Source organism: Streptomyces sp. NPDC003035 (assembly GCF_042888285.1).
In the GTDB taxonomy this organism is placed as follows: Bacteria; Actinomycetota; Actinomycetes; order Streptomycetales; family Streptomycetaceae; genus Streptomyces.
The window spans coordinates 183,770-208,132 of record NZ_JBIAPJ010000007.1; the positions used below are offsets into that span (position 1 = coordinate 183,770).

General features: G+C 71.6%; 23 protein-coding genes and 1 pseudogene. 10 read left to right on the top strand and 14 right to left on the bottom strand.

Going from position 1 to position 24,363, the window contains the following annotated elements; all coding sequences use genetic code 11:
* Positions 1–33 precede the first annotated feature (33 nt).
* The 6 genes from cobT to ACFYV5_RS23360 form a co-directional block, all read right to left on the bottom strand.
* Positions 34–3,429, bottom strand: coding sequence for a nicotinate-nucleotide--dimethylbenzimidazole phosphoribosyltransferase (cobT, locus tag ACFYV5_RS23335; protein ID WP_389171411.1), 3,396 nt, complete (start codon positions 3,427–3,429; stop codon positions 34–36).
* A 327-nt stretch (positions 3,430–3,756) separates the two neighbouring features.
* Positions 3,757–4,953, bottom strand: coding sequence for a precorrin-6y C5,15-methyltransferase (decarboxylating) subunit CbiE (gene cbiE / locus ACFYV5_RS23340; protein WP_389171414.1), 1,197 nt, complete (start codon positions 4,951–4,953; stop codon positions 3,757–3,759).
* A 71-nt stretch (positions 4,954–5,024) separates the two neighbouring features.
* Positions 5,025–5,660, bottom strand: coding sequence for a GNAT family N-acetyltransferase (locus tag ACFYV5_RS23345; RefSeq protein WP_355111843.1), 636 nt, complete (start codon positions 5,658–5,660; stop codon positions 5,025–5,027).
* A gap of 176 nt (positions 5,661–5,836) precedes the next feature.
* Positions 5,837–6,697 carry a MetQ/NlpA family ABC transporter substrate-binding protein gene (locus tag ACFYV5_RS23350; protein WP_389171418.1) on the bottom strand — a complete coding sequence of 287 codons (861 nt, stop codon included), beginning with the start codon at positions 6,695–6,697 and terminating at the stop codon, positions 5,837–5,839.
* A gap of 81 nt (positions 6,698–6,778) precedes the next feature.
* Positions 6,779–7,447, bottom strand: a complete 669-nt coding sequence (locus ACFYV5_RS23355; protein ID WP_355111847.1) for a methionine ABC transporter permease — start codon at positions 7,445–7,447, stop codon at positions 6,779–6,781.
* A complete protein-coding gene (locus ACFYV5_RS23360) occupies positions 7,444–8,496 on the bottom strand; it encodes an ATP-binding cassette domain-containing protein (protein WP_355111849.1) in 1,053 nt (350 codons plus the stop codon). Before ACFYV5_RS23360 ends, ACFYV5_RS23355 begins: the two co-directional genes overlap by 4 nt.
* 585 nt (positions 8,497–9,081) lie before the next feature.
* Here ACFYV5_RS23360 and ACFYV5_RS23365 point away from each other — a divergent pair.
* Complete coding sequence (locus ACFYV5_RS23365; protein WP_389171423.1) at positions 9,082–9,444, top strand: hypothetical protein; 363 nt, start codon at positions 9,082–9,084, stop codon at positions 9,442–9,444.
* A gap of 1 nt (position 9,445) precedes the next feature.
* The gene (locus ACFYV5_RS23370) at positions 9,446–9,856 is read left to right on the top strand and encodes a hypothetical protein (protein WP_355111855.1); all 411 of its coding nucleotides are present in this window, start codon (positions 9,446–9,448) and stop codon (positions 9,854–9,856) included.
* Here the strand turns inward: ACFYV5_RS23370 and ACFYV5_RS23375 are convergent.
* From ACFYV5_RS23375 to ACFYV5_RS23385, 3 genes are all read right to left on the bottom strand, one after another.
* A complete protein-coding gene (locus tag ACFYV5_RS23375; RefSeq protein ID WP_355111857.1) occupies positions 9,853–10,335 on the bottom strand; it encodes a GNAT family N-acetyltransferase in 483 nt (160 codons plus the stop codon). The genes ACFYV5_RS23370 and ACFYV5_RS23375 overlap by 4 nt on opposite strands.
* A 38-nt stretch (positions 10,336–10,373) precedes the next feature.
* Entirely contained in the window at positions 10,374–10,895 is a 522-nt protein-coding gene (locus tag ACFYV5_RS23380) for a sigma-70 family RNA polymerase sigma factor (RefSeq protein WP_355111859.1), read from the bottom strand.
* Between the two features lie 211 nt (positions 10,896–11,106).
* Complete coding sequence (locus ACFYV5_RS23385) at positions 11,107–12,261, bottom strand: glycerophosphodiester phosphodiesterase (protein WP_389171428.1); 1,155 nt, start codon at positions 12,259–12,261, stop codon at positions 11,107–11,109.
* 230 nt (positions 12,262–12,491) lie between these two features.
* Here ACFYV5_RS23385 and ACFYV5_RS23390 point away from each other — a divergent pair, with 230 nt between their 5' ends.
* Positions 12,492–13,163: a 1-acyl-sn-glycerol-3-phosphate acyltransferase gene (locus tag ACFYV5_RS23390; RefSeq protein WP_158985569.1), complete on the top strand. Its 672-nt coding sequence runs from the start codon at positions 12,492–12,494 to the stop codon at positions 13,161–13,163.
* A gap of 80 nt (positions 13,164–13,243) precedes the next feature.
* Here the strand turns inward: ACFYV5_RS23390 and ACFYV5_RS23395 are convergent, their stop codons facing one another.
* Together ACFYV5_RS23395 and ACFYV5_RS23400 are read right to left on the bottom strand one after the other, a co-directional pair.
* On the bottom strand, positions 13,244–14,791 hold the full coding sequence (locus ACFYV5_RS23395; RefSeq protein WP_389171432.1) for an MFS transporter: 1,548 nt from the start codon (positions 14,789–14,791) through the stop codon (positions 13,244–13,246).
* Positions 14,788–15,339: a helix-turn-helix domain-containing protein gene (locus ACFYV5_RS23400; protein WP_355111865.1), complete on the bottom strand. Its 552-nt coding sequence runs from the start codon at positions 15,337–15,339 to the stop codon at positions 14,788–14,790. The genes ACFYV5_RS23395 and ACFYV5_RS23400 overlap by 4 nt, the downstream gene beginning before the upstream one ends.
* 29 nt (positions 15,340–15,368) lie before the next feature.
* Between ACFYV5_RS23400 and ACFYV5_RS23405 the strand changes: the two genes are divergently transcribed.
* Positions 15,369–15,812 carry a hypothetical protein gene (locus tag ACFYV5_RS23405; protein ID WP_389171435.1) on the top strand — a complete coding sequence of 148 codons (444 nt, stop codon included), beginning with the start codon at positions 15,369–15,371 and terminating at the stop codon, positions 15,810–15,812.
* A gap of 12 nt (positions 15,813–15,824) precedes the next feature.
* Here ACFYV5_RS23405 and argH read toward each other — a convergent pair whose 3' ends face one another.
* On the bottom strand, positions 15,825–17,252 hold the full coding sequence (argH, locus tag ACFYV5_RS23410; protein WP_389171438.1) for an argininosuccinate lyase: 1,428 nt from the start codon (positions 17,250–17,252) through the stop codon (positions 15,825–15,827).
* A 95-nt stretch (positions 17,253–17,347) separates the two neighbouring features.
* The gene (locus tag ACFYV5_RS23415) at positions 17,348–18,541 is read right to left on the bottom strand and encodes an argininosuccinate synthase (protein WP_389171441.1); all 1,194 of its coding nucleotides are present in this window, start codon (positions 18,539–18,541) and stop codon (positions 17,348–17,350) included.
* A gap of 477 nt (positions 18,542–19,018) precedes the next feature.
* Between ACFYV5_RS23415 and ACFYV5_RS23420 the strand changes: the two genes are divergently transcribed.
* From ACFYV5_RS23420 to ACFYV5_RS23445, 6 genes and pseudogenes are all read left to right on the top strand, one after another.
* Positions 19,019–19,129, top strand: coding sequence for a keywimysin-related RiPP (locus tag ACFYV5_RS23420; RefSeq protein ID WP_355111878.1), 111 nt, complete (start codon positions 19,019–19,021; stop codon positions 19,127–19,129).
* A gap of 71 nt (positions 19,130–19,200) precedes the next feature.
* Positions 19,201–21,063: a lasso peptide isopeptide bond-forming cyclase gene (locus ACFYV5_RS23425; RefSeq protein ID WP_389171957.1), complete on the top strand. Its 1,863-nt coding sequence runs from the start codon at positions 19,201–19,203 to the stop codon at positions 21,061–21,063.
* Positions 21,064–21,075: 12 nt separating this feature from the next.
* Complete coding sequence (locus ACFYV5_RS23430) at positions 21,076–21,402, top strand: lasso peptide biosynthesis PqqD family chaperone (RefSeq protein WP_355111880.1); 327 nt, start codon at positions 21,076–21,078, stop codon at positions 21,400–21,402.
* Entirely contained in the window at positions 21,399–21,815 is a 417-nt protein-coding gene (locus tag ACFYV5_RS23435; protein ID WP_355111882.1) for a lasso peptide biosynthesis B2 protein, read from the top strand. The genes ACFYV5_RS23430 and ACFYV5_RS23435 overlap by 4 nt, the downstream gene beginning before the upstream one ends.
* A gap of 77 nt (positions 21,816–21,892) precedes the next feature.
* The gene (locus ACFYV5_RS23440) at positions 21,893–23,569 is read left to right on the top strand and encodes an ABC transporter ATP-binding protein (RefSeq protein WP_389171446.1); all 1,677 of its coding nucleotides are present in this window, start codon (positions 21,893–21,895) and stop codon (positions 23,567–23,569) included.
* Positions 23,570–23,571: 2 nt separating this feature from the next.
* Positions 23,572–23,790 (top strand): annotated as a pseudogene (locus tag ACFYV5_RS23445) (hypothetical protein); the annotation flags it as partial.
* On the opposite strand, the gene ACFYV5_RS23450 reads toward ACFYV5_RS23445, so the two are convergent.
* Positions 23,787–24,350, bottom strand: coding sequence for an arginine repressor (locus tag ACFYV5_RS23450; RefSeq protein WP_355111886.1), 564 nt, complete (start codon positions 24,348–24,350; stop codon positions 23,787–23,789). The pseudogene ACFYV5_RS23445 and the gene ACFYV5_RS23450 overlap by 4 nt on opposite strands.
* Positions 24,351–24,363 lie beyond the last annotated feature (13 nt).

Here is a 24,363-nt window from a genome sequence, read left to right on the forward strand (position 1 = left end):
GGGGCCGGGGCGTTGGGCCCCGGCCCCAGGAGACTACTTCTCCGTCACGCCCGCCGAGTCGAACGTCGCCACCTCGTGCATCGCGCGGGCCGCGCTCTGGACGACCGGGAGGGCCAGGAGCGCGCCCGTGCCCTCGCCGAGGCGGAGGTCGAGGTCGACCAGGGGGCGCAGGCCCAGCTTGTTGAGGGCCGCGACGTGGCCGGGCTCCGCGCTGCGGTGGCCCGCGATGCAGGCGGCCAGGGACTCGGGCGCGATCGCCCGGGCCACCAGTGCCGCCGCGCCCGTCGAGACGCCGTCCAGGATGACCGGGGTGCGCAGCGAGGCCGCGCCCAGGATCAGGCCGACGAGCGCCGCGTGCTCCAGGCCGCCGATGGCCGAGAGGACACCGATCGGGTCCGCCGGGTCCGGCTGGTGGAGGTCGAGGGCGCGGCGGACCACGTCCACCTTCCGCGCGTGCATCTCGTCGTTGATGCCGGTGCCGCGGCCGGTGACCTCGACCGGGTCGACCCCGGTGTAGACGGAGATCAGCGCGGCGGACGCGGTCGTGTTCGCGATGCCCATCTCACCGGTCAGCAGCGCCTTGTTGCCGGCTGCCACCAGGTCCCGGGCAGTCTCGATGCCGACCTCGATCGCGGCGAGGACCTCGTCGCGGGTCATCGCGAGACCGGTCGTGAAGTCGCCCGTACCGGGGCGGACCTTGCGGGGCAGAAGGCCCGGCGTGGTCGGCAGGTCGGAGGCGACGCCGACGTCGATGACGCAGACCTCGGCGCCGACCTGGTTCGCGAAGGCGTTGCAGACCGCTCCTCCGCCGAGGAAGTTCGCGACCATCTGGCCGGTCACCTCCTGCGGCCAGGCGGTGACGCCCTGGGCGTGCACCCCGTGGTCACCGGCGAAGATCGCGACGGCCGCGGGCTCCGGGATCGGCGGCGGGCACATCCGGGAGAGCCCGGAGAGCTGCGCCGAGATGATCTCCAGCATGCCGAGCGCCCCGGCGGGCTTCGTCATGCGCTTCTGCCGCTCCCACGCCTCGCCGAGCGCCTTGGCGTCCAGCGGGCGGATGTTGGAGACGGTGTCCTGCAGCAGGTCGTGCGGCTCCTCGCCCGGCAGGGCGCGGCGGCCGTACGTCTCCTCGTGGACGACCCAGGACAGCGGGCGGCGCTTGGACCAGCCCGCCTGCATCAGTTCGGGCTCCTCGGGGAACTCGTCGACGTACCCGACGCACAGGTACGCGACGACCTCCAGGTGCTCGGGGAGGCCGAGCGCGCGGACCATCTCGCGCTCGTCGAAGAAGCTGACCCAGCCGACGCCGAGCCCTTCGGCGCGGGCGGCGAGCCACAGGTTCTCGACGGCGAGCGCGGAGGAGTACGGCGCCATCTGCGGCTGCGTATAGCGGCCCAGGGTGTGCCGGCCGCCCCGCGTGGGGTCGGCGGTGACGACGATGTTGACCGGGGTGTCGAGGATGGCCTCGATCTTCAGTTCCTTGAACTGCTTCGCCCGGGCCTTGGGCAGCGACTGGGCGTAGGCCTCGCGCTGACGCTGGGCGAGTTCGTGCATGCTCCGACGGGTCTCGGCGGAGCGGATGACGACGAAGTCCCAGGGCTGGGAGTGGCCGACGCTCGGGGCCGTGTGGGCGGCCTCCAGGACGCGGAGCAGCACCTCGTGCGGGATGGGGTCGGACCGGAAGCCGTTACGGATGTCGCGGCGCTCGCGCATCACGCGCAGCACGGCCTCGCGCTCGGCCTCGCCGTACCCGGGCGCGGGGGCGCCGACGGTCTCCTGCTCCGGCGCCTCCTGGACCTCCTGGACCTCCTGGGCTTCCTGGGTCTCGTGGGCTTCCGGGGCCTCCTGGGCTTCCGGGGCCTCGTGGGCGGTGTCCTCGGCCACCGGCTCCTCCGCCACCGGCGCTTCGGCGGCGGGCTCTTCCGTCGCGGGCTCTTCGGCCGCCGGCTGCTCCGGGGCTTCGACCTCGGCCTCGGGCTCGGCCTGCGCCTGGACCTCAGGCTCGACCTCGGCCGGCGGTTCGGGCTGCTCCTGCTCGGGGGCGGCCTCGACGACGGCCTCCACGGCGACGGGCTCCACGACGGGCTCGGCCACGGCGGGCTGTTCGGGGGCAGGCGTCTCGGCGACCGGCTCCGCCTCGGACTCCGGTGCCTCCTCGGCGACGGGCTCGACCGCCGGCTCGACGACGGCCTCGGCCACGGCCTCCTGGACCGGCTCCGGCCCAGCCTCGGCAACGGCCTCGGGCTCGACCTCGGTCTCGGCGGGCGGTACGGGCAGGGCGGCGGACGGACCGCCGTCGCGCGGGGCCGGGACGGCCGCGGGAGCTTCCTCCACCGGGGCCTCGGCCGAAACCTCCGCCGGAACCTCGGCCGCGGGCTCCGCGACGACGGGCTCCACGGGCTCCACGGGCTCGACCGGCTCGACGACCTCCGCCTGCATCGGCGCCTGCGCGGGTTCGCTCACGGGCTCCGGTGCCGGAACCGGCTCCTCGACGGCCTCGGCCGCCGGCGTCGGCGCCAGGTGCGGGGTGGTCGGGACCGTGCCCTCGACCTGGACGAACTGGCCGACCGTTTCTGCGGGTGCCGCCTGCTGCGCGGGCGCCGCCACGGGCCCCTGCGGCTGCGGGTCCCACGGCACGGCGCCCTGCGGCGGGACCTCGGCGTACTGCGGGGCGGCCGGTGCGGCCGGCTGCTCACGCGGGATGTCGAGGTATTCGGGGCCGGTCGTCGGCGGGCCCTGCAAGCGCGCCGGCATCGGGGCGGGCGTCGTGACGGCGGCCGGCACCGGGGCGGGCACCTGCGCGGGTGCGGGCGCCTGTGCGCCACGGTCGGCGAGCGAGCGGACGACTCCCCCGCCGGCCTCCGGCACGGGCGGGCCCATGTGCAGCGGACGGCGGGCGGGCGGCGGGGTCGGAGCGGCCGCCGGCGGCGGTACGCGTACCGCGCTGAGGTCCACCGAGCCGGAGTCACGGCCGGCCGCCTCGTGGGCGCCGGTGTCCAGGATCCCGGGCTCGTACCCGTGGTCGGTGACGACCGACTCCTGCGGGGCCGGGGCCGGGGCCGTCGGCACGCCGTGGGCGGGGGTGGAGTAGGGCTCGTGCGCGACCGGCGGAACCGGCGCCATGGGCGTCTGCGCGGCGAGGGCGTCGGCGATCGGGCCCGCCAGCGGGTCGGTGAGCGGGGCGCCCTGGGGCTGCTGCCCCGGCATCGTCCCGGGCGCGGGTACGGCGACGGGCTGCGGCACCGCACCCGGCTGGTGCTCGCTCCACGCGCCCTGCGCGCCCGGCATCAGAAGCAGGTCGTCGTCCTCGGCTGCGCTCTCGGAGGGGTCCAGGAAGGTGTACGCGCCCGGAGCGGGGATGCCCGGCTGCTCGACCATGCCTGCGTTCTCCGGCAGCCCCTCGCCCGGGACCTGGCCGGTGTCCGTCATGCGTACCCCTCGCCCATCGCTTCTGCTCCTTCAGACCTTCGCCCGTCGACAACAACGAGCGTGTGCGCCGCGCGGCACGAACGACGCGCGGACACCCACACATTGTCGCGGTCTTCGGCCATCGTGGCAGGGAGATCCGCCACGGTGCGCTGTGGACTGCGCCACGTCGCGCGTCCCCCCATCGCTCCGTACCACATCAGGGGCCCAAAGAGGCCACCACTTCCGGACATTGGCTGGGGTCCCCCAGCGAAGCGAGGGGAAAAGCCGCCGTGGTCCGGGTGCGGTACAACGATCGGCCAGCCTACCTGGCCGCTCGGGGACGCCTGCTCACGGGGCGCGGTCGACCCTGCGCGCGGAGAGCAGGAAGACGACCGATCGCTCGCGTTCCGACCAGTCGCCGGGGTCCAGGCCGACGGTCTGCAGCAGCGCGCATTCGACGGTGTAGCCGCCGTCGGCGAGCGCCGCACCGAGGGCCTCCGCCTCGTCGCGGGTGGAGGCGTGGGTGACGATCCGTTCGGGCCTGCGGTCGGTGCAGGCGGTGACGACGGGGACGCCGCCGCCCCCGATCCGTACGACATCGGGTTCGGGAAGCCGTTCCAGTACGTGGGGGGCTCGGCCCTGGACGGCCTGCAGCTGGACTCCGTGGCGGCGGGCGGCGGCCTCGGCGCGGGCGCGGGCGTCCGGGTCGGCGTCGACGGCGATGACGGCGGCGCCGAAGCGGGCGGCCTCGACGGAGAACGCGCCGCCGCCGCAGCCGATGTCCCAGACGAGGTCGCCGACGCGGGGGCCGAGCCGGGCGAGCTGGGCCGCGCACAGGGTGGGGTCCTGGCCGCTGCCGCCGGGCTCTTCGAGGGGCAGCGCCCACCCTCGTACGGCCGGGGTCTCGTGGCCCATCAGCCAGCCGCCGCCCCGTCCGCCGGCGGATCCACCGATGACGATCACGACGTTCGGGTCGCGCCAGGCGTGGTCGGCGGCCTTGTCGGAGGTGAGGACGGTGACCTGTTCGCGGTCGGTGCCGAGTTCCTCGCAGATGACGAAGGTCCGGTGCACCCCGTCGAGGAGGAGGGCGAGTTCGGCGGGCCCGGCGCCGGGCGAGGTGAGGACGGCGACCTTGGGGTGGGCGCGGCAGACGTTGACGGCGCGCCGCAGGGTGCGCTGGTGGGCGACGACTATCCGGGCGTCGTCCCAGGGCATGCCGGCCCGGGCGAAGGCGGCGGCGACGGAGGAGACGGCGGGGACGACCTCGACCTCGAGGCCGTGCTCGGGGGCGCGCAGGGTGCGGACGACGCCGAAGAAGCCGGGGTCACCGTCGGCGAGGACGACGGCGGTGCCGCGGTGGCCGGCGACCCTGCGGGCGGCGAGGTCGACGCTGCCGAGGCGGATGCGCTCGGCGGCGGGCGGGACCTCGGGGAGTGCGAGGTGGTGTGCGGCTCCGGCCACGAGCGTGGCGGCCGAGAGCGCGGACCGGGCCGCCGCGGTGAGGGGCGAGCCGTCCCAGCCGATCACCGTGACCCGATCGGCCATCGTCGTCTGTCTCCTGAGGTCTTGTCGCAGGTCGGGGGGTTTGTCGAGGGTACCCGGGTTCGGTTGCGGGCTCAGCTCCAGTCGGTGAAGGAGGAGTAGCCGGCCTCCGCCATCTGGTCCGTGACGCCTTCGAGGTCCTCGGGGAGGAGGCTCCAGACGATGAGGTCGGTGCGGATGTCGGTCCAGTCGCCGGACTCCGTCTGGGTCCGCGCTATCCACGCGTTGCGCAGGACTCCCTCGCTGATGCAGCCGATCTTCTGGGCGACCTGCTGGGAGGCGGTGTTGTCGGCGGCGGTACGCAGCTCCAGGCGCTCGAACCCGCGGTCGCGGAAGAGCCACTGGGCGACGGCCAGCACGGATTCGGTGGCGTAGCCCTCGCCGCGGGCCCAGGGGGCGGTCACGTAACCCACCTCGGTGGCCAACGTGCGCCAGTCGGTGTTTCTGAGGTGGACGGTGCCCACGAGGCGCTGGGTGAGGAACTCGGTGACGGCGAAGACGATGCCACGGCCTTCGGTGCGCTCAGCAGGAGCGATCCTGCGCACCCACTCCTCGGCGTCGGACCGGGTGTAGGGGTGCGGGATCGAGGTCCAGGCCGTGATGAGCTCGTCGTTCATCATCTCCGTGAAGGCGGGGATGTCGGCGTCGTCGTACGGGCGCAGCACCAACCGGTCCGTGTTGATGGAGATGTCCGGAAAGGTGGTAGTCATGCGCAGCTCCATGCCGAGGACCGTCCGAATCGACCGTGAACGCACAGCATGCAGCATGCTGCGGCCCGTGTGCATGGCCGGGTCCGATGTGGCGTCAGACGGGGGCGGGCGCGACGAAGGCCCCGCGCACCGGACGGGATGCGGGGGCCTTCGTCACAAGAACTGTACGACGGGCCTTACTTGGCGACGGCGCCGAAGGCCGGGACGACCGAACCGTTCTTGTAGGTGTCCTCGATGTACTTCTTCACCTCGGGCGAGTTGAGGAGCTTCACGAGCTTCTGCACGCGGGCGTCCTTCTCGTTGCCCTCCTTGACGGCGAGGAAGTTGGCGTAGGGGTTGCCCTCCGCCTTCTCCAGGGCCAGGGAGTCGGTGGCCGGGTTGAGCTTGGCCTCGATGGCGTAGTTGCCGTTCACGACCGCGGCGTCCACGTCGTTCAGGGCGCGGGGCACGGTTGCGGCCTCCAGCTCCTTGAACTCCAGGCCCTTCTTGTCGGTGATGTCGGAGAGCTTGCCGTTGGAGCCGACGCCGTCCTTGAGGGTGATGATCCCGTTGTCGGCGAGCAGCTTGAGCGCGCGGCCGCCGTTGGTGGTGTCGTTGGGAACGGCGATGGTCCGGCCGGCCTTGATGTCCTTGAGGTCCTTGACCTTCTTGGAGTAGAGGCCGAGGGGCTCCAGGTGGACGTTGACCACCGGGACGATGTGGGTCTTGTTCTTCAGGTTGAAGTCGTCGAGGTACGGCTTGTGCTGGAAGAAGTTGGCGTCGACCTGGCCGGACTCGGTGGCGGTGTTCGGCAGGACGTAGTCCGTGAACTCCTTCACCTCCAGCTTCAGGCCCTCCTTCGCGGCGAGGTTGTCCTTGACGTAGTTCAGGATGTCGGCGTGCGGCGTCGGGGACGCGGCGACGACGAGCGGCTTGTCGGCGGAGCCCGCCGTGTCCTTCGCGGAGGACGGGTCCGAGGCCGTGCCGCAGGCGGTGAGGCCGAGGGCGAGCGCGGTGGTGGCGGCGAAGCCGGCGGTGAGCTTGATGTTCTTACGCACGAAGAGTGCCTCTTTCTGGTGGTGCGGTGGACGCCTGGACAACAAGTCCGGGCTCTTCTTCGACGAGCGAAGTCTGTGGGGTTACGCGGTCCGGCCGCGGCGGGCGAGGAGCCGGACGGCCAGGTCGCCGATGAGCTGGACGACGGTGACGAGGGCGATCAGGACGACGACGGTGACCAGCATGAACTGGGTGTCGAAGCGCTGGTATCCGTACGTGATCGCCTTGGAGCCGAGGCCTTCGCCGCCGACCGCGCCGGCCATCGCGGAGTAGCCGACGAGCACGATGACGGTGGTGGTGACGCCGGAGACCAGCGAGGGCAGCGCCTGCGGCAGCAGCACCTTGCGGATGATCGTGGGCACGGAGCCGCCCATGGACTGGACGGCTTCGACCAGTCCGTGGTCGACCTCGCGGACCGCCGTCTCGACGAGGCGCGCGAAGAAGGGGATGGCGCCGATGGCGAGCGGCACGATCATGGCGGTCGGACCGATGAAGGTGCCGACGACGAAGGTCGTGAAGGGGATGAGGGCGATCAGCAGGATGATGAACGGCAGCGAGCGGCCGATGTTCACGATCACGCCGACGACCTTGTTGACCACGGTGTTCTGCAGCAGTCCGCCCTTGTCCGTGAGGACGAGGAGGATGCCGAGCGGCAGACCGCCGAGGACGGTGACGAGCGTGGCCCACAGGACCATGTAGAGCGTGTCGACCGTTCCCTGCTCCAGCAGGGGCTGCATCTCCGACCAGGTCACTTGGCACCTTCCTTGACCAGTACGGGCGCCGCCTCGGGCGCCGTGTCCTCGTCGACGACGTCGACCTGGAGGCCCTGCTCGCGCAGGAAGCCGACGGGCACGACGTTCTCCTCGTACCGTCCGGGCAGCTCGATCCGCATCCGGCCGATCTGCTTGCCGCCGACGGTGTCCATCGCCGCGCCGAGGATCGAGATGTCGATGTTGTACGTACGGGAGAGCTGGGAGATCACCGGCTGGGTGGCGGCCTCGCCGTGGAAGGTGACGTCGACGACCGTGCGGTCGGGGCCGGTGGCGGCGCCGCTGACGGGGAAGAGCTCGGCCGCCAGCTCGGAGCCGGGGGTGGCGAGCAGTTCGCTCACGGTGCCGGACTCGACGATCCGGCCCTTCCGCATCAGCGCGGCCGAGTCGCAGATCGTCTTGACGACGTCCATCTCGTGCGTGATGAGCAGGACGGTGAGGCCGAGCTGCTGGTTGAGGTCGCGCAGCAGCTGGAGGATGGAGCGGGTGGTCTCCGGGTCGAGGGCGCTGGTGGCCTCGTCGGAGAGCAGCACCTTGGGCTTGCCGGCGAGGGCGCGGGCGATGCCGACGCGCTGCTTCTGTCCGCCGGAGAGCTGGCCGGGGTAGGACTTGGCCTTGTCGGCGAGGCCGACGAGGTCGAGGAGTTCCAGGGCGCGGCGCGAACGCTCGGCGCCGGAGACGCCGAGGATCTCGAGCGGCAGCTCGATGTTGTCCTTGACGGTGCGGGAGGACAGCAGGTTGAAGTGCTGGAAGACCATGCCGATGCTGCTGCGGGCGCGGCGCAGGTCCTTGCCGGCGCGGCGGCCGTTCGCCGCCAGCGCGGTGAGGTCGACGCCGTCGACGGTCACGGTGCCGGAGGTGGGGCGCTCCAGGAGGTTGACGCATCGGATGAGCGAGGACTTGCCGGCGCCGCTCTGGCCGATCACGCCGAACACCTCGCCCTCGCGGACGTGGAGGTCGACGCCGTCCAGAGCGGTGACCTGGCGGCCGCGCGACTCGTAGACCTTGGTCAGGCCCGAAGTGGTGATCACAGGGGTTTCCGTCACTGTCGAGTGCGCGGCGCGGGGTCCGCCGGGCACGGGGCATTCGTCGTTCGGACAGTCAGGCGCGAAGTGGGCTGGTCCGGTGGTGACCGGGAGGCAGCGCGTGCGCGGGGCAGGCACGGTCCGGCGCCGGAAGGGCGGGCGGATCGGCACGGCCGTCGGGGGCTCGCTTCGGGGCGCGAGTCTCAGGCGGGGGCCCTCAGAAGGCGCACATTCGACACAGACAACGAGCACCGGGCGTCGTGATCGCCTCGGTCGCAAGGGTGCGGCTGCTCGTCGTGGTCATGGCTGCAAGTAAAGCACGCACCTGTTCGACCGAATCGGGGGTGTCCGAATAGCGGACGCCGTCGAGACATCATCCGGACACCGCGCGCGGCCGTCACGCTCCGGCGGCGAACTCCACGATCCCGTCCGCGGCCTGCGCGGATGCCACCGCCCGATCGGCCACGACGACATCGGCGGCCGGCTCGGCCCGGGTGTGTGCTGTGGCCAAGGCCACGGACCGCACGCCCACCGCGAGGCGGGCGGGGGGCGAGCGCATCGGGCCTTTTGGCCCGTAATACCCTCGGGCCCATGCTTGACGCCCTGACGGTCGCGGTTTCGGTGGCCGCGCTCGCCCTCGCCGCCTGGTGCGGCTTCGCCTTCTCCCGCGATCAGCCGACCAAGGACTGGCACTTCATCGGCATGGCCGTGGTGACCTTCCTCGCCCTGGTCCAGCTGATCGTGGGCATCGTGCAGCTGTCGCGCGGCGAGAAGGCCGAGGAGGGGGCGACGATCTTCGTCGCGTACCTGCTGGGCGCGCTCTGCGCCGTCCCGGCGGCCGGTTTCATGTCGCTCGCGGAGCGGAGCCGCTGGGGCTCGGCGACGGTGGCGGCCGGCGCGGTCGTGCTCGCGGTGCTCGAAGTGCGTCTCTTCGACATCTGGACGGTGGGCTGAAATGACCGCGACCGAGGGAACCACCCGTCTGGTCAAGGGCCCGGGCATGCTCCTTGTCTGGCTGTACGGAGTGATGTCGGTCGGCGCGGTCTCGCGCTCGATCTACCAGATCGCGACCGAGTTCGACCGGGCGCCGCTCGCGTACGCGCTGTCGGCGGTGGCGGCCGTGGTGTACGCGTTCATCACGTACACCCTGGTCAGGGGCGGTGAGACGGCCCGCAGGGCGGCGCTGGTGTGCTGCGCCGCCGAGCTGGTGGGCGTGCTGACCGTGGGCACATGGACGCTGGCGGACCCGTCCGCGTTCCCCGACGCCACGGTCTGGTCGGACTACGGCTACGGCTACATCTTCATTCCGGTCCTGCTGCCGGTGACCGGCATCTGGTGGCTCCGCCGTTCGCGCGCGAGCGTCTAGGCGGCCTTCTCCAGGGTCACGAGGGTCAGCCGCGGGCCGATCTCGCGGGTCGCCACCTGCTCGTAGCCCTTGCTGCGGTAGAGCCGCAGGTTGCCCTCGCTGCGGTGGCCGGTGAAGAGCTGGAAGCGCTTGGCGCCGGGGGCCGGGTCACCGGCGAAGTGGCTCTCGATGGCGTCGAGGAGCCGGCCGCCGAGGCCGTGGCGGCGCATCCGCGGGTGGACGATCAGCTTGGCGATCCGTACGGTTCCGGTCTCGTCGACCCGCCCCCGTACGGAGGCGACGACCTCGTTCCCGAGGCGCGCCACGAGGCAGTGTCCCTGGGCGAGTTCGGCCCGCAGGGCGTCCAGGGTCTGGGTGAGCGGCTCGATGGAGTAGTCGCCGTAGAGCTCGGCCTCGCTCTGGTAACAGAGGTACTGCAGCTTCAGTATGTGCTCCGCGTCCTGCGCGGCTGCCGCTGAGATGGTCACGCTCATGCCCATGTGCGCATGCCTCCCGCTCACCTGGTCCACCGGTCGGTCTACCGCACCCTTCCCCTCACGGTCGGTGCGGGAACCTCTGTGGCCAGCATTCTGCGCAGGCATCCCAGGCAACGGGAACGCATCGGCCCCAGACTGCCCTGTGAGATACCCAACTCCCCTGCGATTTCCCGGTAGGTGGGGTCGGCCGGGTCGAGCATCGCGGTGAGCAGGCGCGGGCAGTGGCCGGGGGTGCGGCGGACGGCGGCGCGTACGGTACGGCGTCGTTCGGCGCTGAGCGCGGAGCGCTCGGGGGTGTGCGGTTCGGTGGCCTCCTCGCCACGGTAGGGGCGCTCGCGCAGTGCGGTGCGGCGGGCGCGGCGGGCCTCGCCGCGGACGGCCCGGCGCAGCCAGTCGGCGGGCTGCTCGGGTGGGTCGTCGTCCTGAAGCCGCTCCAGGAGCTTGAGCCAGACGGCCTGTTCGAGGTCGTCCGGCTCCACGCCGGCGGCCGCGGCCTCGGCCTGCGATTCGGCGGCGAGGAGGGGGGCGAGGGTGGAGAGGAGCGTGGGGTCGGGGAGGGTCATGTCCCGCACGACGATGCGACGGTGCGGCCGGTTGCTGGGCGGCGCCTAAACCACCCGGTCGGGTGCGGCCCCGTTTCTGGCCGGGCCCTCGGGCTGGACAAACTTGGAACGGCGCCGCCCCCGTGGGTTGTGCCCACCCGTCCCGCCGCAGCGGGACGAATGCCCACAACGGGGAGGGGAGCGGCGCCGCGCGCCCCACAACGGGCCGGCGTCAGCCCGTCTTGAAGTCCTTCGCCGCGAGGAGGGCCGTGTCCGGGTTGTCGGAGAAGATGCCGTCGATGCCGGTCGCCAGGTAGGTCTTCAGGACGCCGAAGGAGTCTCCGTACGCCGCCGGGTCCGTGCCGCGACGGAAGTCGGCCGGCAGGAAGCTGTTCTCGTTGCGGTGGGTGTACGGGTGGAGGATCAGGCCCTCCGCGTGCGCGTCGCGGACCAGGGTGGTCGGGTCCCCCAGACGGCCGCTCGTGTCGCGCGGGATGACCAGGTCGAGGACCGGGCCGATGCCCTGGGCGTACGAGGCGATCCACCGCAGTCCCTCGGGCGTGACGAGATCCGCGACCGTGCGCGGGTCACCCGCCTGGACGAAGTCCCACGGCCGGTCGTCCGCGGTCCACAGCAGCACCACGCGCGGGGAGTTCACCAGCTTCGCCATCCGCTGCATGCTGCTCGGCTCGAAGGACTGCAGGAAGACCGGGGAGTCGGCGCGGTGACGCCCGTACCGGCGCAGCAGCGTGGCGAGCCGCTCCTCCAGGCCGAGGCCGAGGGAGCGGAAGTAGGTGGGGTGCTTGGTCTCGACGTGCAGCCAGATCTCGCGGCCCCGGCGGCGGCCCTCGTGCTCGGCCCAGCGCAGCACCTCCTCGAAGGTGGGGATCTGCCAGCGGCCGTCGTAGAGGGTGTTCTCCTGGCGGGTGCCGGGGATGCGCTCCTTGGCGCGCAGCGTCTTGAGCTCGGCGAGGGTGAAGTCCTCCGTGAACCAGCCGGTGAGGGAGACCCCGTCGACGGACTTGGTGGTCCTGCGGGAGGCGAACTCCGGGTGGTCGGCGACATCGGTCGTGCCGGTGATGTCGTTCTCGTGACGGCAGACCAGGTGCCCGTCCTTGGTCGGGACGAGGTCCTGCTCGATCACATGGGCGCCCATGTCGAGGGCGAGCTGGTAGGAGCCGAGGGTGTGCTCGGGGCGGTAGCCGCTCGCGCCGCGGTGGGCGATGACGGTGGGGACGGGGAGGGAGCGGAAGCCGGGACGGTGCCTGCCTCCGTCGGCGGCCCGCGCGGTGCCGGCGGGAAGGACCGTCGAGGCTCCCAGTACGGCCGCGCCCGCCGCTCCGAGGACCGTCCGCCGGGCCGGGCTCCGCTGCTCACCCTGTGTCATGAAGGCTCCTTCGATGTGATGTCCCGCACCTGTCAACAACTGCCCCGACCGTATGCACTCACCCCTTACCTGGGGCAGACCCTGGCCGAACATGGCGGAAACACACGTCAACACTGCGTATCCACTCGGTGAACCCGATGTGCGTACGGCGGTGACCCGCGAGTATCGTCCTCACCTGCACACTCCCCCACACAACCGACGCCGTCCGTCCCCCGACACCGGAGGAACCGTTGTCCCGTCTCGCACTCATCAAGGCAGTGCTCGGACCGATCCTGCGCCTGATGTTCCGCCCCCGTGTGGAGGGCGCCGAGAACATCCCGGGGACAGGTCCGGTGATCCTCGCGGGCAACCACCTCACCTTCATCGACTCGATGATCATGCCGATCTGCACGGACCGCCCGGTCTTCTTCATCGGCAAGGACGAGTACGTCACGGGCAAGGGCGTGAAGGGCCGGCTGATGGCCTGGTTCTTCACCAGCGTCGGCATGATCCCGGTGGACCGCGACGGCGGCCGCGGCGGTGTCGCGGCGCTGATGACGGGCCGCCGGGTGCTGGAGGAGGGCAAGATCTTCTCCATCTACCCGGAGGGCACCCGCTCCCCCGACGGCCGGCTGTACCGGGGCCGTACCGGCATCGCGCGCCTGACCCTGATGACCGGCGCGCCGGTGGTGCCGTTCGCGATGATCGGCACCGACAAGATCCAGCCGGGCGGGGCGGGTCTGCCGCGGCCGGGCCGGGTGACGGTGCGCTTCGGCGAGCCGATGGAGTTCTCGCGGTACGAGGGGATGGACCGGGACCGCTATGTGCTGCGGGCGGTGACGGACTCGGTGATGTCCGAGGTGATGCGGCTGTCCGGCCAGGAGTACGTGGACATGTACGCCACCAAGGCGAAGGCGGCGTAGCCGTTCCGAGCGGGTAGCCCACGGGGCCGGGGTCCTCCGAGAGGACCCCGGCCCCGTGGTGTCGGGCCCGCACCACCGCGTTACGGGTGTTCCAGCCCGTCCTCGAGCTTCTGGCCCTTCAGGAGGAACCAGGCCGCCACGGCCGCCGCGAGGAGGACCGCCGCACCGACGCCCGCCGCGATGTTCAGGCCGTCGACGAAGGCGTCCTGGGCCGCGGAGACCAGGGCGGTCGACGCGTCGGGGGCGAGGCCCGTGGAGGCCTCCACCGCGCCGCCGAGCGACTCGTGAGCCGCCGCGGCGGCGCCCGAGGGGACGCCCGCCGGGGTCGGGAAGCCCTGGTAGACGCCGGTGACGATCGAGCCGAGGAGCGCGATGCCGAGGGCCGCGCCCAGTTCGTACGCGGTCTCGGAGACGGCGGAGGCCGAACCCGCCTGCTCCTTGGGCACGCTGGAGAGGATCACGTCGGCGGTGACGGTGAACGAGAACCCGGCGCCGAGGCCGACGACGAGCAGGGCGGCGCCGAGCAGCGGGTAGCCGGTCTCCCTGTGGACCAGGGTGATGACGGCGAGCGCGAGTCCGATCGCGGCGAGACCGCCGGCCACGATGCCCCGTACCGAGAACCGCCGGGCGTACCGGCCCGCGATCAGACCGGTGACCACCGCGCCGACGGCGGCGGGCAGTTCGGCCAGACCGGCCTCCAGCGGCTCACGGCCCTGGACGAGCTGCAGGAACTGGGAGAGGAAGAAGACCAGTCCGGACAGTCCGAAGACCGTGAGCAGGTCGGCCAGGACCGCGCCCGAGAAGCCGCGGTGCTTGAACAGCCGCATGTCGAGCAGCGGTGCGGTCAGCACGTACTGGCGCCGGACGAAGGCGTACAGGGCGGCGGCGCCGATGGCGACGGCGGCCACGACCTCCACGGACAGACCGTGGGAGGCGAGCTCCTTGATCGCGTAGACGACGCCGATGATGCCGACGAGTGAGAGTCCGACGCTGATCAGGTCCCAGGGGCCGGACACCGGGTTCTTGGACTCCGGGAGCAGCTTGATGCCGACCAGGACGAGGACGGCCATGACGGGCAGGTTGATGAGGAAGACCGAGCCCCAGTAGAAGTGCTGGAGCAGCGCTCCGCCGACGACCGGGCCGATGGCCGCGCCGGCGGAGGCGGTGGCGCCCCAGATGCCGATGGCGAGGCTGCGCTCCTTGGGGTCGTGGAAGATGTTCCGGATCAGCGCCAGGGTCGACGGCATCAGCGTCGCACCGGCGACGCCGAGCAGGGCGCGGGCCACGATCATCATCTCGGGGCTGGTGGCGTACGCGTTGAGCACGGAGACGGCGCCGAAGGCGGTCGCGCCGATCAGGAGCAGCTTCTTGCGACCGATCCGGTCGCCGAGGGAGCCCATGGAGACGAGCAGGCCGGCGATGACGAAGGAGTAGATGTCGCCGATCCAGAGCAGCTGTGTGCCGGACGGCTTGAGGTCCTCGCTGAGCGAAGGAGTCGCGAGACCGAGTACGGTGGCGTCGACCGCGACCAGCAGGACGGCCAGGACCAGCACCGCGAGCGCGAGCCAGCGGCCTGGGTTCTTCACCTCCACGCTCTGCGTCGGGGCCAGTTGCCGGGTGCCGCTCATCGTTCCACGCTCCGTCGTGCGCCACCGAGCAGCAGCTCGGTGATCATGTAGTGAAAGTCCTTGCCCGCGACCCGTCCGTCCATGACGGACCAGGCGCAGGAGGAGATGAGGCCGTACAGGGCCTCGGTGAGCCAGGCGGGGCTCAGGTCGATCCGGAAGGTGCCTTCCTCCTGGCCGCGCCTGAAGAGGGCGCTGACCCTTCCGTCGAGCCGGGCCCAGCCCTCGTTGACCTGGTCGCCCTCGAAGAGCTGGTTCTCGGTGACGAGGAAGGCCAGCAGCTGGGCGCAGGGCTCCGACGCGGCGATGAGGCGCCGCAGGGCGTCGTCGGCCGGGCCCTCGTCGAGCCGTGCCGCGTCGAGCGCGGCCTCGAACTCCGCGATACCCATCGCCTCCAGCGCTCTGACCAGCGCGTCCCGCCCGGCGAAGTGCCGGTGCAGGGTGGCGCGGCCGATGCCGGCGGCCCGGGCGACCTCGTCCATGGTGGCGGTCGATTTCCGGGCGAGCACGGCGGCGGCGGTACGGAGCACATGGGTGCGGTCGACTGACATGAGACAACCATACACCGGATGAGACATCAATGTCTCATCCGATAATTCAACGCCTCACCGAGCGGCCGGACGGCTGGTTCGACACGAAGCCGCTGCGGGTGTGGCTGAACCCGGACCACGGCAGCGAGCTGCTCGCGCTGGCCGAGTCGTACGAGCTGGTCTGGGCGACGACCTGGAAGGGCGAGGCGAACGACTGGATAGGGCCGCATCTGGGGCTGCCCGAGCTGCCGTTCATCGACTGGCCCCAGATGCACGGGAAGGCCCCTCGCGGGACCTTCTGGAAGACGCAGTACATCCTGGAGTACGCGGCCGGGCGGCCGTTCGCCTGGGTGGACGACGACATCACGTCGTACGACCACGAGTATGTGGAGCGGAACCACCTCGCCGCCGCCCTGTTGGTGCACGTCGATCCCCGGCTCGGACTGCTCCGGCCGGACTTCGACGCGCTCGCGGACTGGGCGGCGGCGCTGTGACGGTCGTGCGGGCTACTGCTTGGCGGTGGCCCAGGCGTGCTGGATCACCAGGTCGGCCTTGACCTCCACCAGCTGGGCGGCGACGGCCGACGGAGCCGTACCGCCGCGGCCGTCGCGGGAGGCGAGCGCGCCCGGGACGTCGAGGACCGTGCGGACCTCGGGGGTGAGGTGCTCGGAGATCTTCGCGAACTGGTCGTCGGTGAGCTCGTCGAGCTCCTTGCCCTCCGCCTCGGCGACCTTCACGCACTCGCCGGCGACCTCGTGCGCCACCCGGAACGGCACACCCTGCTTGACCAGCCACTCGGCGATGTCGGTCGCGAGGGAGAAGCCGGCCGGGGCGAGTTCCTCCATGCGCTCACGGTTGACGGTGAGGGTCGCCATCATGCCGGTGAAGGCGGGCAGCAGGACCTCCAGCTGGTCGCAGGAGTCGAAGACGGGCTCCTTGTCCTCCTGAAGGTCACGGTTGTACGCGAGCGGCAGCGCCTTCAGAGTGGCGAGCAGGCCCGTGAGGTTGCCGATCAGGCGGCCGGACTTGCCGCGGGCGAGCTCGGCGATGTCCGGGTTCTTCTTCTGCGGCATGATCGACGAGCCGGTGGAGAAGGCGTCGTGCAGGGTCACGAAGGAGAACTCCTTCGTGTTCCAGATGATGATCTCCTCCGCGATACGGGAGAGGTTCACCCCGATCATCGCCGTGATGAAGGCGAACTCCGCGACAAAGTCACGTGAGGCCGTGCCGTCGATCGAGTTCCCGACCGACCCCCGCTCGAAGCCGAGGTCCTTGGCGACGGCCTCCGGGTCGAGCCCGAGGGAGGAGCCGGCCAGGGCGCCGGAGCCGTACGGGGAGACGGCCGTCCGGGTGTCCCACTGGCGCAGCCGCTCCGCGTCCCGGGAGAGGGACTGGACGTGGGCGAGGACGTGGTGGGCGAAGAGCACCGGCTGGGCGTGCTGGAGGTGCGTACGGCCCGGCATGGCGACGTCCGGGTGCGCCTCGGCGAGACCGACGAGCGCGTCCTGGAGCTCGGCGATCAGGCCGCCGATGATCCGGGCGTGATCGCGCAGGTACATCCGGAAGAGGGTGGCGACCTGGTCGTTGCGGGACCGGCCGGCGCGCAGCTTGCCGCCGAGGTCCGGGCCGAGGCGCTCCAGGAGGCCCCGCTCCAGGGCGGTGTGGACGTCCTCGTCGGCGATGGTGCCGACGAAGGAGCCGTCCGCGACATCGGTCTCGAGCTGATCGAGGCCGGCCAGCATGCGCGTCAGCTCGTCCTCGGTGAGCAGGCCCGCCTGGTGGAGCACGCGCGCGTGGGCACGGGAACCGGCGATGTCGTACGGCGCCAGGCGCCAGTCGAAGTGGACCGACGCGGACAGCTTCGCCAGGGCCTCGGCCGGACCGTCGGCGAAACGGCCGCCCCAGAGCCGGACGTCACCGTTGTTGCTGCTCACAGCTACTGCTCCTCAAGGGGTGGGTACAAGGCCGCCTTCCCGCCGGCGAACCGATGGGGAACCGTTGCGGGAGGCGGCTGTGGAACGACGACGACTTACGCGAGGTCACGCCGTGCGGCGATCTTCGCCGAGAGGGCGAAGATGTCGATGAAGCCCTGGGCCTTGGACTGGTCGAAGGTGTCGCCCGAGTCGTAGGTGGCGAGGTTGAAGTCGTACAGCGACTCCTCGGACTTCCGGCCGGTGACGACGGCGCGGCCGCCGTGCAGGGTCATCCGGATGTCACCGGTGACGTGCTGGTTGGCCTCGTCGATGAAGCCGTCCAGGGCGCGCTTGAGCGGGGAGAACCAGAGACCGTCGTAGACCAGCTCGCCCCAGCGCTGCTCGACCTGCCGCTTGTAGCGGGCCAGCTCGCGCTCGACGGTGACGTTCTCCAGCTCCTGGTGGGCGGTGATCAGGGCGATCGCGCCGGGAGCCTCGTAGACCTCGCGGGACTTGATGCCCACGAGCCGGTCCTCGACCATGTCGATCCGGCCGATGCCCTGGACGCCGGCGCGCTCGTTGAGCTGCTGGATCGCCTGGAGGACGGTGACGGGCCTGCCGTCGACGGCGACCGGGACGCCCTCCTTGAAGGAGATGACGACCTCGTCGGCCTCGCGGGCGGCCGCCGGGTTCTGGGTGTACTCGTAGATGTCCTCGATCGGCGCGTTCCAGATGTCCTCGAGGAATCCGGTCTCGACGGCGCGGCCGAAGACGTTCTGGTCGATGGAGTACGGGGACTTCTTGCTGGTCGCGATCGGCAGGTTCGCCTTCTCGGCGAAGGCGATGGCCTTGTCGCGGGTCATGGCGTAGTCGCGGACCGGGGCGATGCACGTCAGGTCCGGGCCGAGGGCCTGGATACCGGCCTCGAACCGCACCTGGTCGTTGCCCTTGCCGGTGCAGCCGTGGGCGACGATGCCGGCGCCGTGCTTCTGGGCGGCGGCGACGAGGTGCTTGACGATGGCGGGCCGGGAGAGGGCGGAGACCAGCGGGTACCGGTCCATGTAGAGGGCGTTGGCCTTGATCGCCGGGAGGCAGTACTCGTCGGCGAACTCGTCCTTGGCATCCGCGACCTCGGCCTCGACCGCCCCGCAGGCGAGCGCGCGCTTGCGGATGACATCCAGGTCCTCGCCACCCTGGCCGACGTCCACCGCGACGGCGATGACCTCGGCGCCCGTCTCCTCGGCGATCCAGCCGATGGCGACGGAGGTGTCCAGACCGCCCGAGTAGGCGAGTACGACGCGCTCGGTCACGGGGTTCTCCTTACGGCGGATGCAGGGGGCGATGGGCATAAGTATGCAGTGCTCTGCATGATTCGTCAATCTGGCCACACAGGCGCCGTCGCGGACGGGGGGCGGAGCATGGACCAGCCCTGCTGGACCGTCGGACGTTGAACGCCCAAAAGTCGGAACTTCAACTCAACGGCCCTATGGCAACGGGGAAATGGCGCGGCAGGGAAATCGACTCCCGGGCCTGCCCCTGCCGTTGCGAAGGAATCGTGCACAGACGGCCGACAAGGTCTAGGCTGGAATTGCGAGAAAAAACATGTGCCCGCTCTCCAAGGCGGTTGAAGCCTAGGACAGTTGAAGCGGCAAGCTCCGCAGGAATCCCTGATCTTTCACGTGACTCCGCGTGAGCGTGTACGAGGCGGCGCACCGGTGACGTGACCTGCGTCCTCATGGCCGCGCCATCCAACGGCCGCACCATCCGTGTGAAAAAGGCAGGACGACATGCGTGTCTACGAGCGTCCGACACTGACCGCGGTCGGCTCTTTCCGCAAGACCGGCCTGGGTACCACCAGGGGACCTGAAAAGCTCCTGGTCCTCAGGTTCAGCTTCTGAGGAACTTCTCCGGGTGGCGGTGAGGATCCGGCGTGATCCCACCGCCTCTCTCCGTCCAGGAAGGGCATCTCATGGTCGGTCCTCCTGCCCCCGGCGAGGTTCCGGGCTGGCTCGTCGTGCTCCCCGACTCCCCCGCCGCGGACCGGGTGAGCGCCGCTCTGCGCGACCGGGCGGCGGTCCAGGCGGTCCAGGGTCTGCAGGAGATCAGCCACCCGTCGGGGCGCCCCTGGCTGCTCGGTCGCTGGTCGCCCGGCACCATGGCGGTCGGTGAGGCGGGCCAGGTGAAGATCGCGGTCGTGGGTGAACACGCGGTCACGGCGGACCGGCTGGTCCGCGAAGCCGGCCGCCTGAAGACGGCCGCCGACCTCGACGGGCTGGCCGGCTGCCTGGTCGGAAGCTCACACCTGGCCGCTTCGGTTCCCGGACAGGTGCGCCTCCAGGGCAGCGTCACCGGCCTCCGGCGCGTGTTCCACGCCCGGATCGGTGGCGCCACCGTGGCCGCCGACCGGGCGGACGTGCTGGCCGATCTGCTCGACGCGGAGGTCGACGCGCAGCGCCTGGCCGTCCGGCTGCTGGATTCGTTCTCGCTGTACCCGCTGGCGGGCAACCCGGTGTGGCGGGAAGTGAGCGCCGTGCCGACCGGCCACTACCTCGTACTCGAGGGCGACGGCCGGGGAGGCACCCTGGGTCGGACCGCCCCCTGGTGGACACCTCCCGAGCCGGTGGTGCCGATGGCCGAGGGCGCGCCGGCGCTGCGCGAGGCGTTGTCCGCGGCGGTCGACGCCCGGGTGCGCGGTCGGTCCCTCGTGAGCTGCGACCTGGGCGGTCTCGACTCGACGTCCGTGTGCTCACTGGCGGCCCGCGGCAGCGCCGAGCTCGTCGCCTACACCGCCGACGGCCGGGACCCGATGGGTGACGACGTGACGTGGGCCCGCCGTACGGTCGAGAGACTGAGTGGCATCGAGCACCACGTCATCGTCGGCGACCGGTTGCCGATGGTGTACGAGGGTCTGGTGGACGTGGACACCCGCTTCGACGAGCCGTGCCCCGCCGCCGCCTTTCTCAGCAGGTGGCTGGCCATCCCACGGCTCGCCGCGGCGCGCGGCTCACCGCTGCACCTGACCGGCTTCGGCGGGGACGAACTGCTCGCCGGGTCGCCCGCGCACCTGCACTCCCTGATGCGTACGCACCCCCGGCTCGCATTGCAGCGCGTGCGGGGGTTCGCCGCCCAGCGCCCGTGGCCGTACCGCGAAACGCTGCGGCAGCTGTGGGACAACAGTCCCTACCGGGCTTGGCTCGCCCGGGCCGGCGACCAGCTCACCGCCGCGCCGCCCCCGCAGGACAGGCCCACACTCGACTGGGGAGCACCGCCGCGGCTGCCACCGTGGGCGACCGAGGACGCCGTGGAAGCGGTGCGAGGACTGATCCGCACCGCGGCCCGTACCACCGAGCCGCTGGCGGAGAGCCGTGGACAGCACATCGAACTGTCGGGTATGGCGGCCATTTCCCGCACGGTGAGGCAGCTGGGCGAGGTGGTCGGCGGCTTCGGGCTCGCGCTCTCCGCGCCGTACTACGACGACCGGGTGATCGAAGCGGGCCTGGCGGTGCGGCCCGAGGACAGGATCACCCCGTGGCGGTACAAGCCGCTCATCGTCGAAGCGATGCGCGGCATCGTTCCCGGCGAGAGCCTGACCCGCCGTACCAAGGACGAAGGGTCCCACGAGGTCGAGGTGGGGCTGCGGGAGCACCGTGCCGAGTTGCTGGCGCTGTGCGAGGACTCCCGGCTGGGCCGGTTGGGACTGATCGACGTGCGCGCGTTCCGCGAGGTGTGCGGCCGGCCGCTGCCCCCGACCCTGTCCTTCGACGCGCTGTACCAGACGGCCGCGTGCGAGATGTGGCTCCGCGCGCGGGAATCCGCCACCGTTCCCGGCTGAGGGAGATCGCTCATGACGTTCAAGCTGCGTGACGGCGTGTACACGGCCGAGACCGACTACGGCCTCACCCTCCTCGACGAGGACCACGACCAGTATTGGACCCTCAATCCCACCGCCGCCAGCGTCCTGCGGACGCTGCTGGACGGCGGCACCCCGACCGATGCCGTACGAACGCTCACCCAGGAGTACGAGGTGGACGCCGACAGCGCGGATCAGGACGTCCGGGAGCTGGTGGGTGAACTGTGCGCGGCCGGTCTGGCCGAGCAGAACGGCGAACGGGAACGGTCCTCCATGCGGCAACGCCTGCACCGGGGGCGCCCGGAGAAGAACACCCCATGAGCACGTCGGAAGCCATCGCCCACGACCCGCGCTCGGTGCCGCTGCGCCGCCGGATCCTCGTCCGGCTCGTCGTGGGGGCCGCTCGGCTCCTGGCCAGGCAGCGCCCCCGGCGCATCCGGATGGTGTTGGGCCGGCTCCGCCGGGGCGCCCGTCCGGCCACCGTCGAAGAAGCCCGGGCCGCCCGGGACACGGTGGTCACGGTGAGCCTGGCGTGCGGCGGGCGGGAGGGGTGTCTGCCCCGGTCCCTGGCGACGGCCCTGCTGTGCCGGATCCACGGCCAGTGGCCCACCTGGTGCGTGGGCGCGCGGCGGCTGCCGCCCTTCGGGGCGCACGCCTGGGTGGAGGCGGAGGGGGTGCCGGTGGGCGAGGAGTACCCGCCGGACTACTTCCGGACCCTGCTGACCGTGCCGTGAACCCGCACACGACATCCGAGTCCCCCCGGGCCGGGCCACGGGACGTCCTCCGCCTGCTGTACGGACACCGGCGTTGGATGACCTTCGCCGTGCTGCTGACGCTGGGCGCTTCCGTGCTCGGCCTGGTCCAGCCCCTGCTGGTGAAGAAGGTGATCGAGTCGACCGCGTCGGGAAGCCCGATCGGGTTCCTCGTCGCGCTGCTCGTGTCCTTGTTCCTGGCCCAGGCCCTGGTCCAGAGCTTCGCCCAGTACGTTCTGGCCCGTACGGGCGAAGGCATCGTGCTGGGCGTCCGGCTCGGTCTCGTCGAGCATGTGCTGCGGCTGCCCATGGCCGTCTACGACCGGCACCGCATCGGAGATCTGATCTCGCGCACCAGCAACGACAGCACCGCGCTGCGACTGCTGATCGCCCAGGGTTTCACCGACGCGGTGACTGGTGCCATCGGCCTCGTCGGCGTCATCGCGCTGATGATCTGGCTCGACTGGACGCTCTTCCTCATCGTGGCCGGCGTGATCGCCTTCGGCGCACTGGCCGTCGCCTCGGTGCTGCGGGGCATCGAAACGGCGTCGTTCCGCGCCCAGGAGGCGACCGGCGCCATGACGGCGGAGCTGGAGCGGGCGCTCGGCGCCATCCGTACCGTCCGCGCGAGCCGCGCCGAACGGCGGGAGGGCGAGCGCATCGGGGCGCGGGCCACGCGGGCGTACACGGCGGGCGTCCGGATGGGCAGGCTCGACGCGGTGGTGGCGCCGGCCATCGGCCTCGCGCTCAACGGCTCGTTCCTGGTGGTGCTCCTCATCGGTGGCGTACGGGTCGCGGGGCGGGAGGGCTCCGTCGCCGATCTGGCGGCGTTCCTGCTCTACATGCTCTATCTGGTCGGGCCGGTCGGCGCCCTCTTCCAGGCGGTGAGCACCATGGAGCAGGGCATGGGCGCGCTGCGCCGGATCAACGAGGTCCTCGGACTGCCCGGCGAGGAGGACACCGCCCGCGCGGCGCGCCGGCCGTCCGGAGGTGGCGGTGGCGGGACGCCCGTCCTGGAGTTCGAGGACGTGTGGTTCGGGTACGACCCGCGTCGGCCGGTGCTGCGCGGTCTTTCGCTCCGGGTGCCGCCGCACGGCCATGTCGCGCTGATCGGCAGCTCGGGCGCCGGCAAGTCCACGGTCTTCGCGCTCACCGAACGCTTCTACGACCCGGACCGTGGCCGGGTGCTCTTCGACGGCCAGGACATACGGTCCGTGAACCGGGCGGAGCACCGCGGGCGCATCGGTCTCGTGGAGCAGCACTCGCCCGTTCTGTACGGAACGCTGCGCGAGAACCTGCTCTACGCGGCACCCGACGCGGGCCCGGACGAGCTGGCGCGGGTGATCGAGCTGGCGCATCTGACGGACCTGGTGGCCAGGCTGCCGCACGGCCTGGACACGGAGGCCGGAGAGCACGGCACCGCGCTGTCGGGCGGGGAGCGCCAGCGGATCGCGCTGGCACGTGCGCTGCTCACGCGGCCACGGCTCCTGCTGCTCGACGAGCCGACGGCTCATCTGGACGCGGTGAGCGAGGAGGCGTTGCGCCGTTCGATCCGTCGCGTGTCACGCGAGTGCGCCCTGCTGGTCATCGCGCACCGGTACTCCACCATCCGGGCGGCCGACGTCATCATCGTCCTGGAGGGTGGACGGGCCGTCACCGCCGGTACGCACGATGAACTCCTGGGAACGAGCGACCATTACCGTTTCCTGTCCCGCGCACAACGGGCGGGTGAATGACGGCACATCAGCTCGCCGTCGGCTTCGACCGGCCCGTGCGCGGACGCGGCGCCGGGATCTTCCTGCACGTCAAGGGGCGCGGGGCGACGGCCGGTTGGGTGCCCGTACCGGCCGGCGCCATGCGCCGGATCCTCGACGGGGCGGATCCGGCGCGCCACCCGCGGATCGCCATCGGCACGCGGAGCGGACCGACGGCGATCAGCAGGTACGACCCTCGCTAGCGGTCGTTCTGCGCGAGCCGCAGCAGGTGGTCGGCGAGTGCCTGGCCGCCCACCGGGTCGCGGGAGATCAGCAGCAGCGTGTCGTCACCCGCGATCGTGCCGAGGATCGCGTGGAGTTCGGCCTGGTCGATGGCCGACGCGAGGAACTGGGCGGCCCCCGGCGGCGTCCGCAGGACCACCAGGTTGGCGGAGGCCTCGGCGGAGATGAGCAGTTCGCCGGAGAGGCGCCGCATGCGCTCCTCCTTGGCGGACTCGCCGAGCGGTGCCTGCGGGGTGCGGAAACCGCCCTCGCTGGGCACGGCGTAGATCAGCTCGCCGCCCGTGTTGCGGATCTTCACCGCGCCGAGCTCGTCGAGGTCGCGGGAGAGCGTCGCCTGGGTGACGCTCAGCCCGTCGTCCGCGAGGAGCTTGGCGAGCTGGCTCTGCGAGCGCACGGGCTGCCGGTTGAGGATGTCGACGATCCTGCGGTGGCGTGCGGTGCGGGTCTGCGGAACGGACGGCCCTCCCCCAGGCTCCGCCCGGGGGGACCCCCAGTGCTCGATTTCCTGCGCGTCGGTCATCGTCGTCCCATTC

What these genes read in the sequence shown, in the direction of transcription:
- cobT (WP_389171411.1), bottom strand. Translation starts at nt 3,429, where the DNA reads ATGACGGACACCGGCCAGGTCCCGGGCGAGGGGCTGCCGGAGAACGCA.
- cbiE (WP_389171414.1), bottom strand. Translation starts at nt 4,953, where the DNA reads ATGGCCGATCGGGTCACGGTGATCGGCTGGGACGGCTCGCCCCTCACC.
- ACFYV5_RS23345 (WP_355111843.1), bottom strand. Translation starts at nt 5,660, where the DNA reads ATGACTACCACCTTTCCGGACATCTCCATCAACACGGACCGGTTGGTG.
- ACFYV5_RS23365 (WP_389171423.1), top strand. Translation starts at nt 9,082, where the DNA reads ATGCTTGACGCCCTGACGGTCGCGGTTTCGGTGGCCGCGCTCGCCCTC.
- ACFYV5_RS23370 (WP_355111855.1), top strand. Translation starts at nt 9,446, where the DNA reads ATGACCGCGACCGAGGGAACCACCCGTCTGGTCAAGGGCCCGGGCATG.
- ACFYV5_RS23375 (WP_355111857.1), bottom strand. Translation starts at nt 10,335, where the DNA reads ATGGGCATGAGCGTGACCATCTCAGCGGCAGCCGCGCAGGACGCGGAG.
- ACFYV5_RS23380 (WP_355111859.1), bottom strand. Translation starts at nt 10,895, where the DNA reads ATGACCCTCCCCGACCCCACGCTCCTCTCCACCCTCGCCCCCCTCCTC.
- ACFYV5_RS23385 (WP_389171428.1), bottom strand. Translation starts at nt 12,261, where the DNA reads ATGACACAGGGTGAGCAGCGGAGCCCGGCCCGGCGGACGGTCCTCGGA.
- ACFYV5_RS23395 (WP_389171432.1), bottom strand. Translation starts at nt 14,791, where the DNA reads ATGAGCGGCACCCGGCAACTGGCCCCGACGCAGAGCGTGGAGGTGAAG.
- ACFYV5_RS23400 (WP_355111865.1), bottom strand. Translation starts at nt 15,339, where the DNA reads ATGTCAGTCGACCGCACCCATGTGCTCCGTACCGCCGCCGCCGTGCTC.
- ACFYV5_RS23405 (WP_389171435.1), top strand. Translation starts at nt 15,369, where the DNA reads ATGTCTCATCCGATAATTCAACGCCTCACCGAGCGGCCGGACGGCTGG.
- ACFYV5_RS23420 (WP_355111878.1), top strand. Translation starts at nt 19,019, where the DNA reads ATGCGTGTCTACGAGCGTCCGACACTGACCGCGGTCGGCTCTTTCCGC.
- ACFYV5_RS23425 (WP_389171957.1), top strand. Translation starts at nt 19,201, where the DNA reads ATGGTCGGTCCTCCTGCCCCCGGCGAGGTTCCGGGCTGGCTCGTCGTG.
- ACFYV5_RS23430 (WP_355111880.1), top strand. Translation starts at nt 21,076, where the DNA reads ATGACGTTCAAGCTGCGTGACGGCGTGTACACGGCCGAGACCGACTAC.
- ACFYV5_RS23435 (WP_355111882.1), top strand. Translation starts at nt 21,399, where the DNA reads ATGAGCACGTCGGAAGCCATCGCCCACGACCCGCGCTCGGTGCCGCTG.
- ACFYV5_RS23440 (WP_389171446.1), top strand. Translation starts at nt 21,893, where the DNA reads ATGACCTTCGCCGTGCTGCTGACGCTGGGCGCTTCCGTGCTCGGCCTG.
- ACFYV5_RS23450 (WP_355111886.1), bottom strand. Translation starts at nt 24,350, where the DNA reads ATGACCGACGCGCAGGAAATCGAGCACTGGGGGTCCCCCCGGGCGGAG.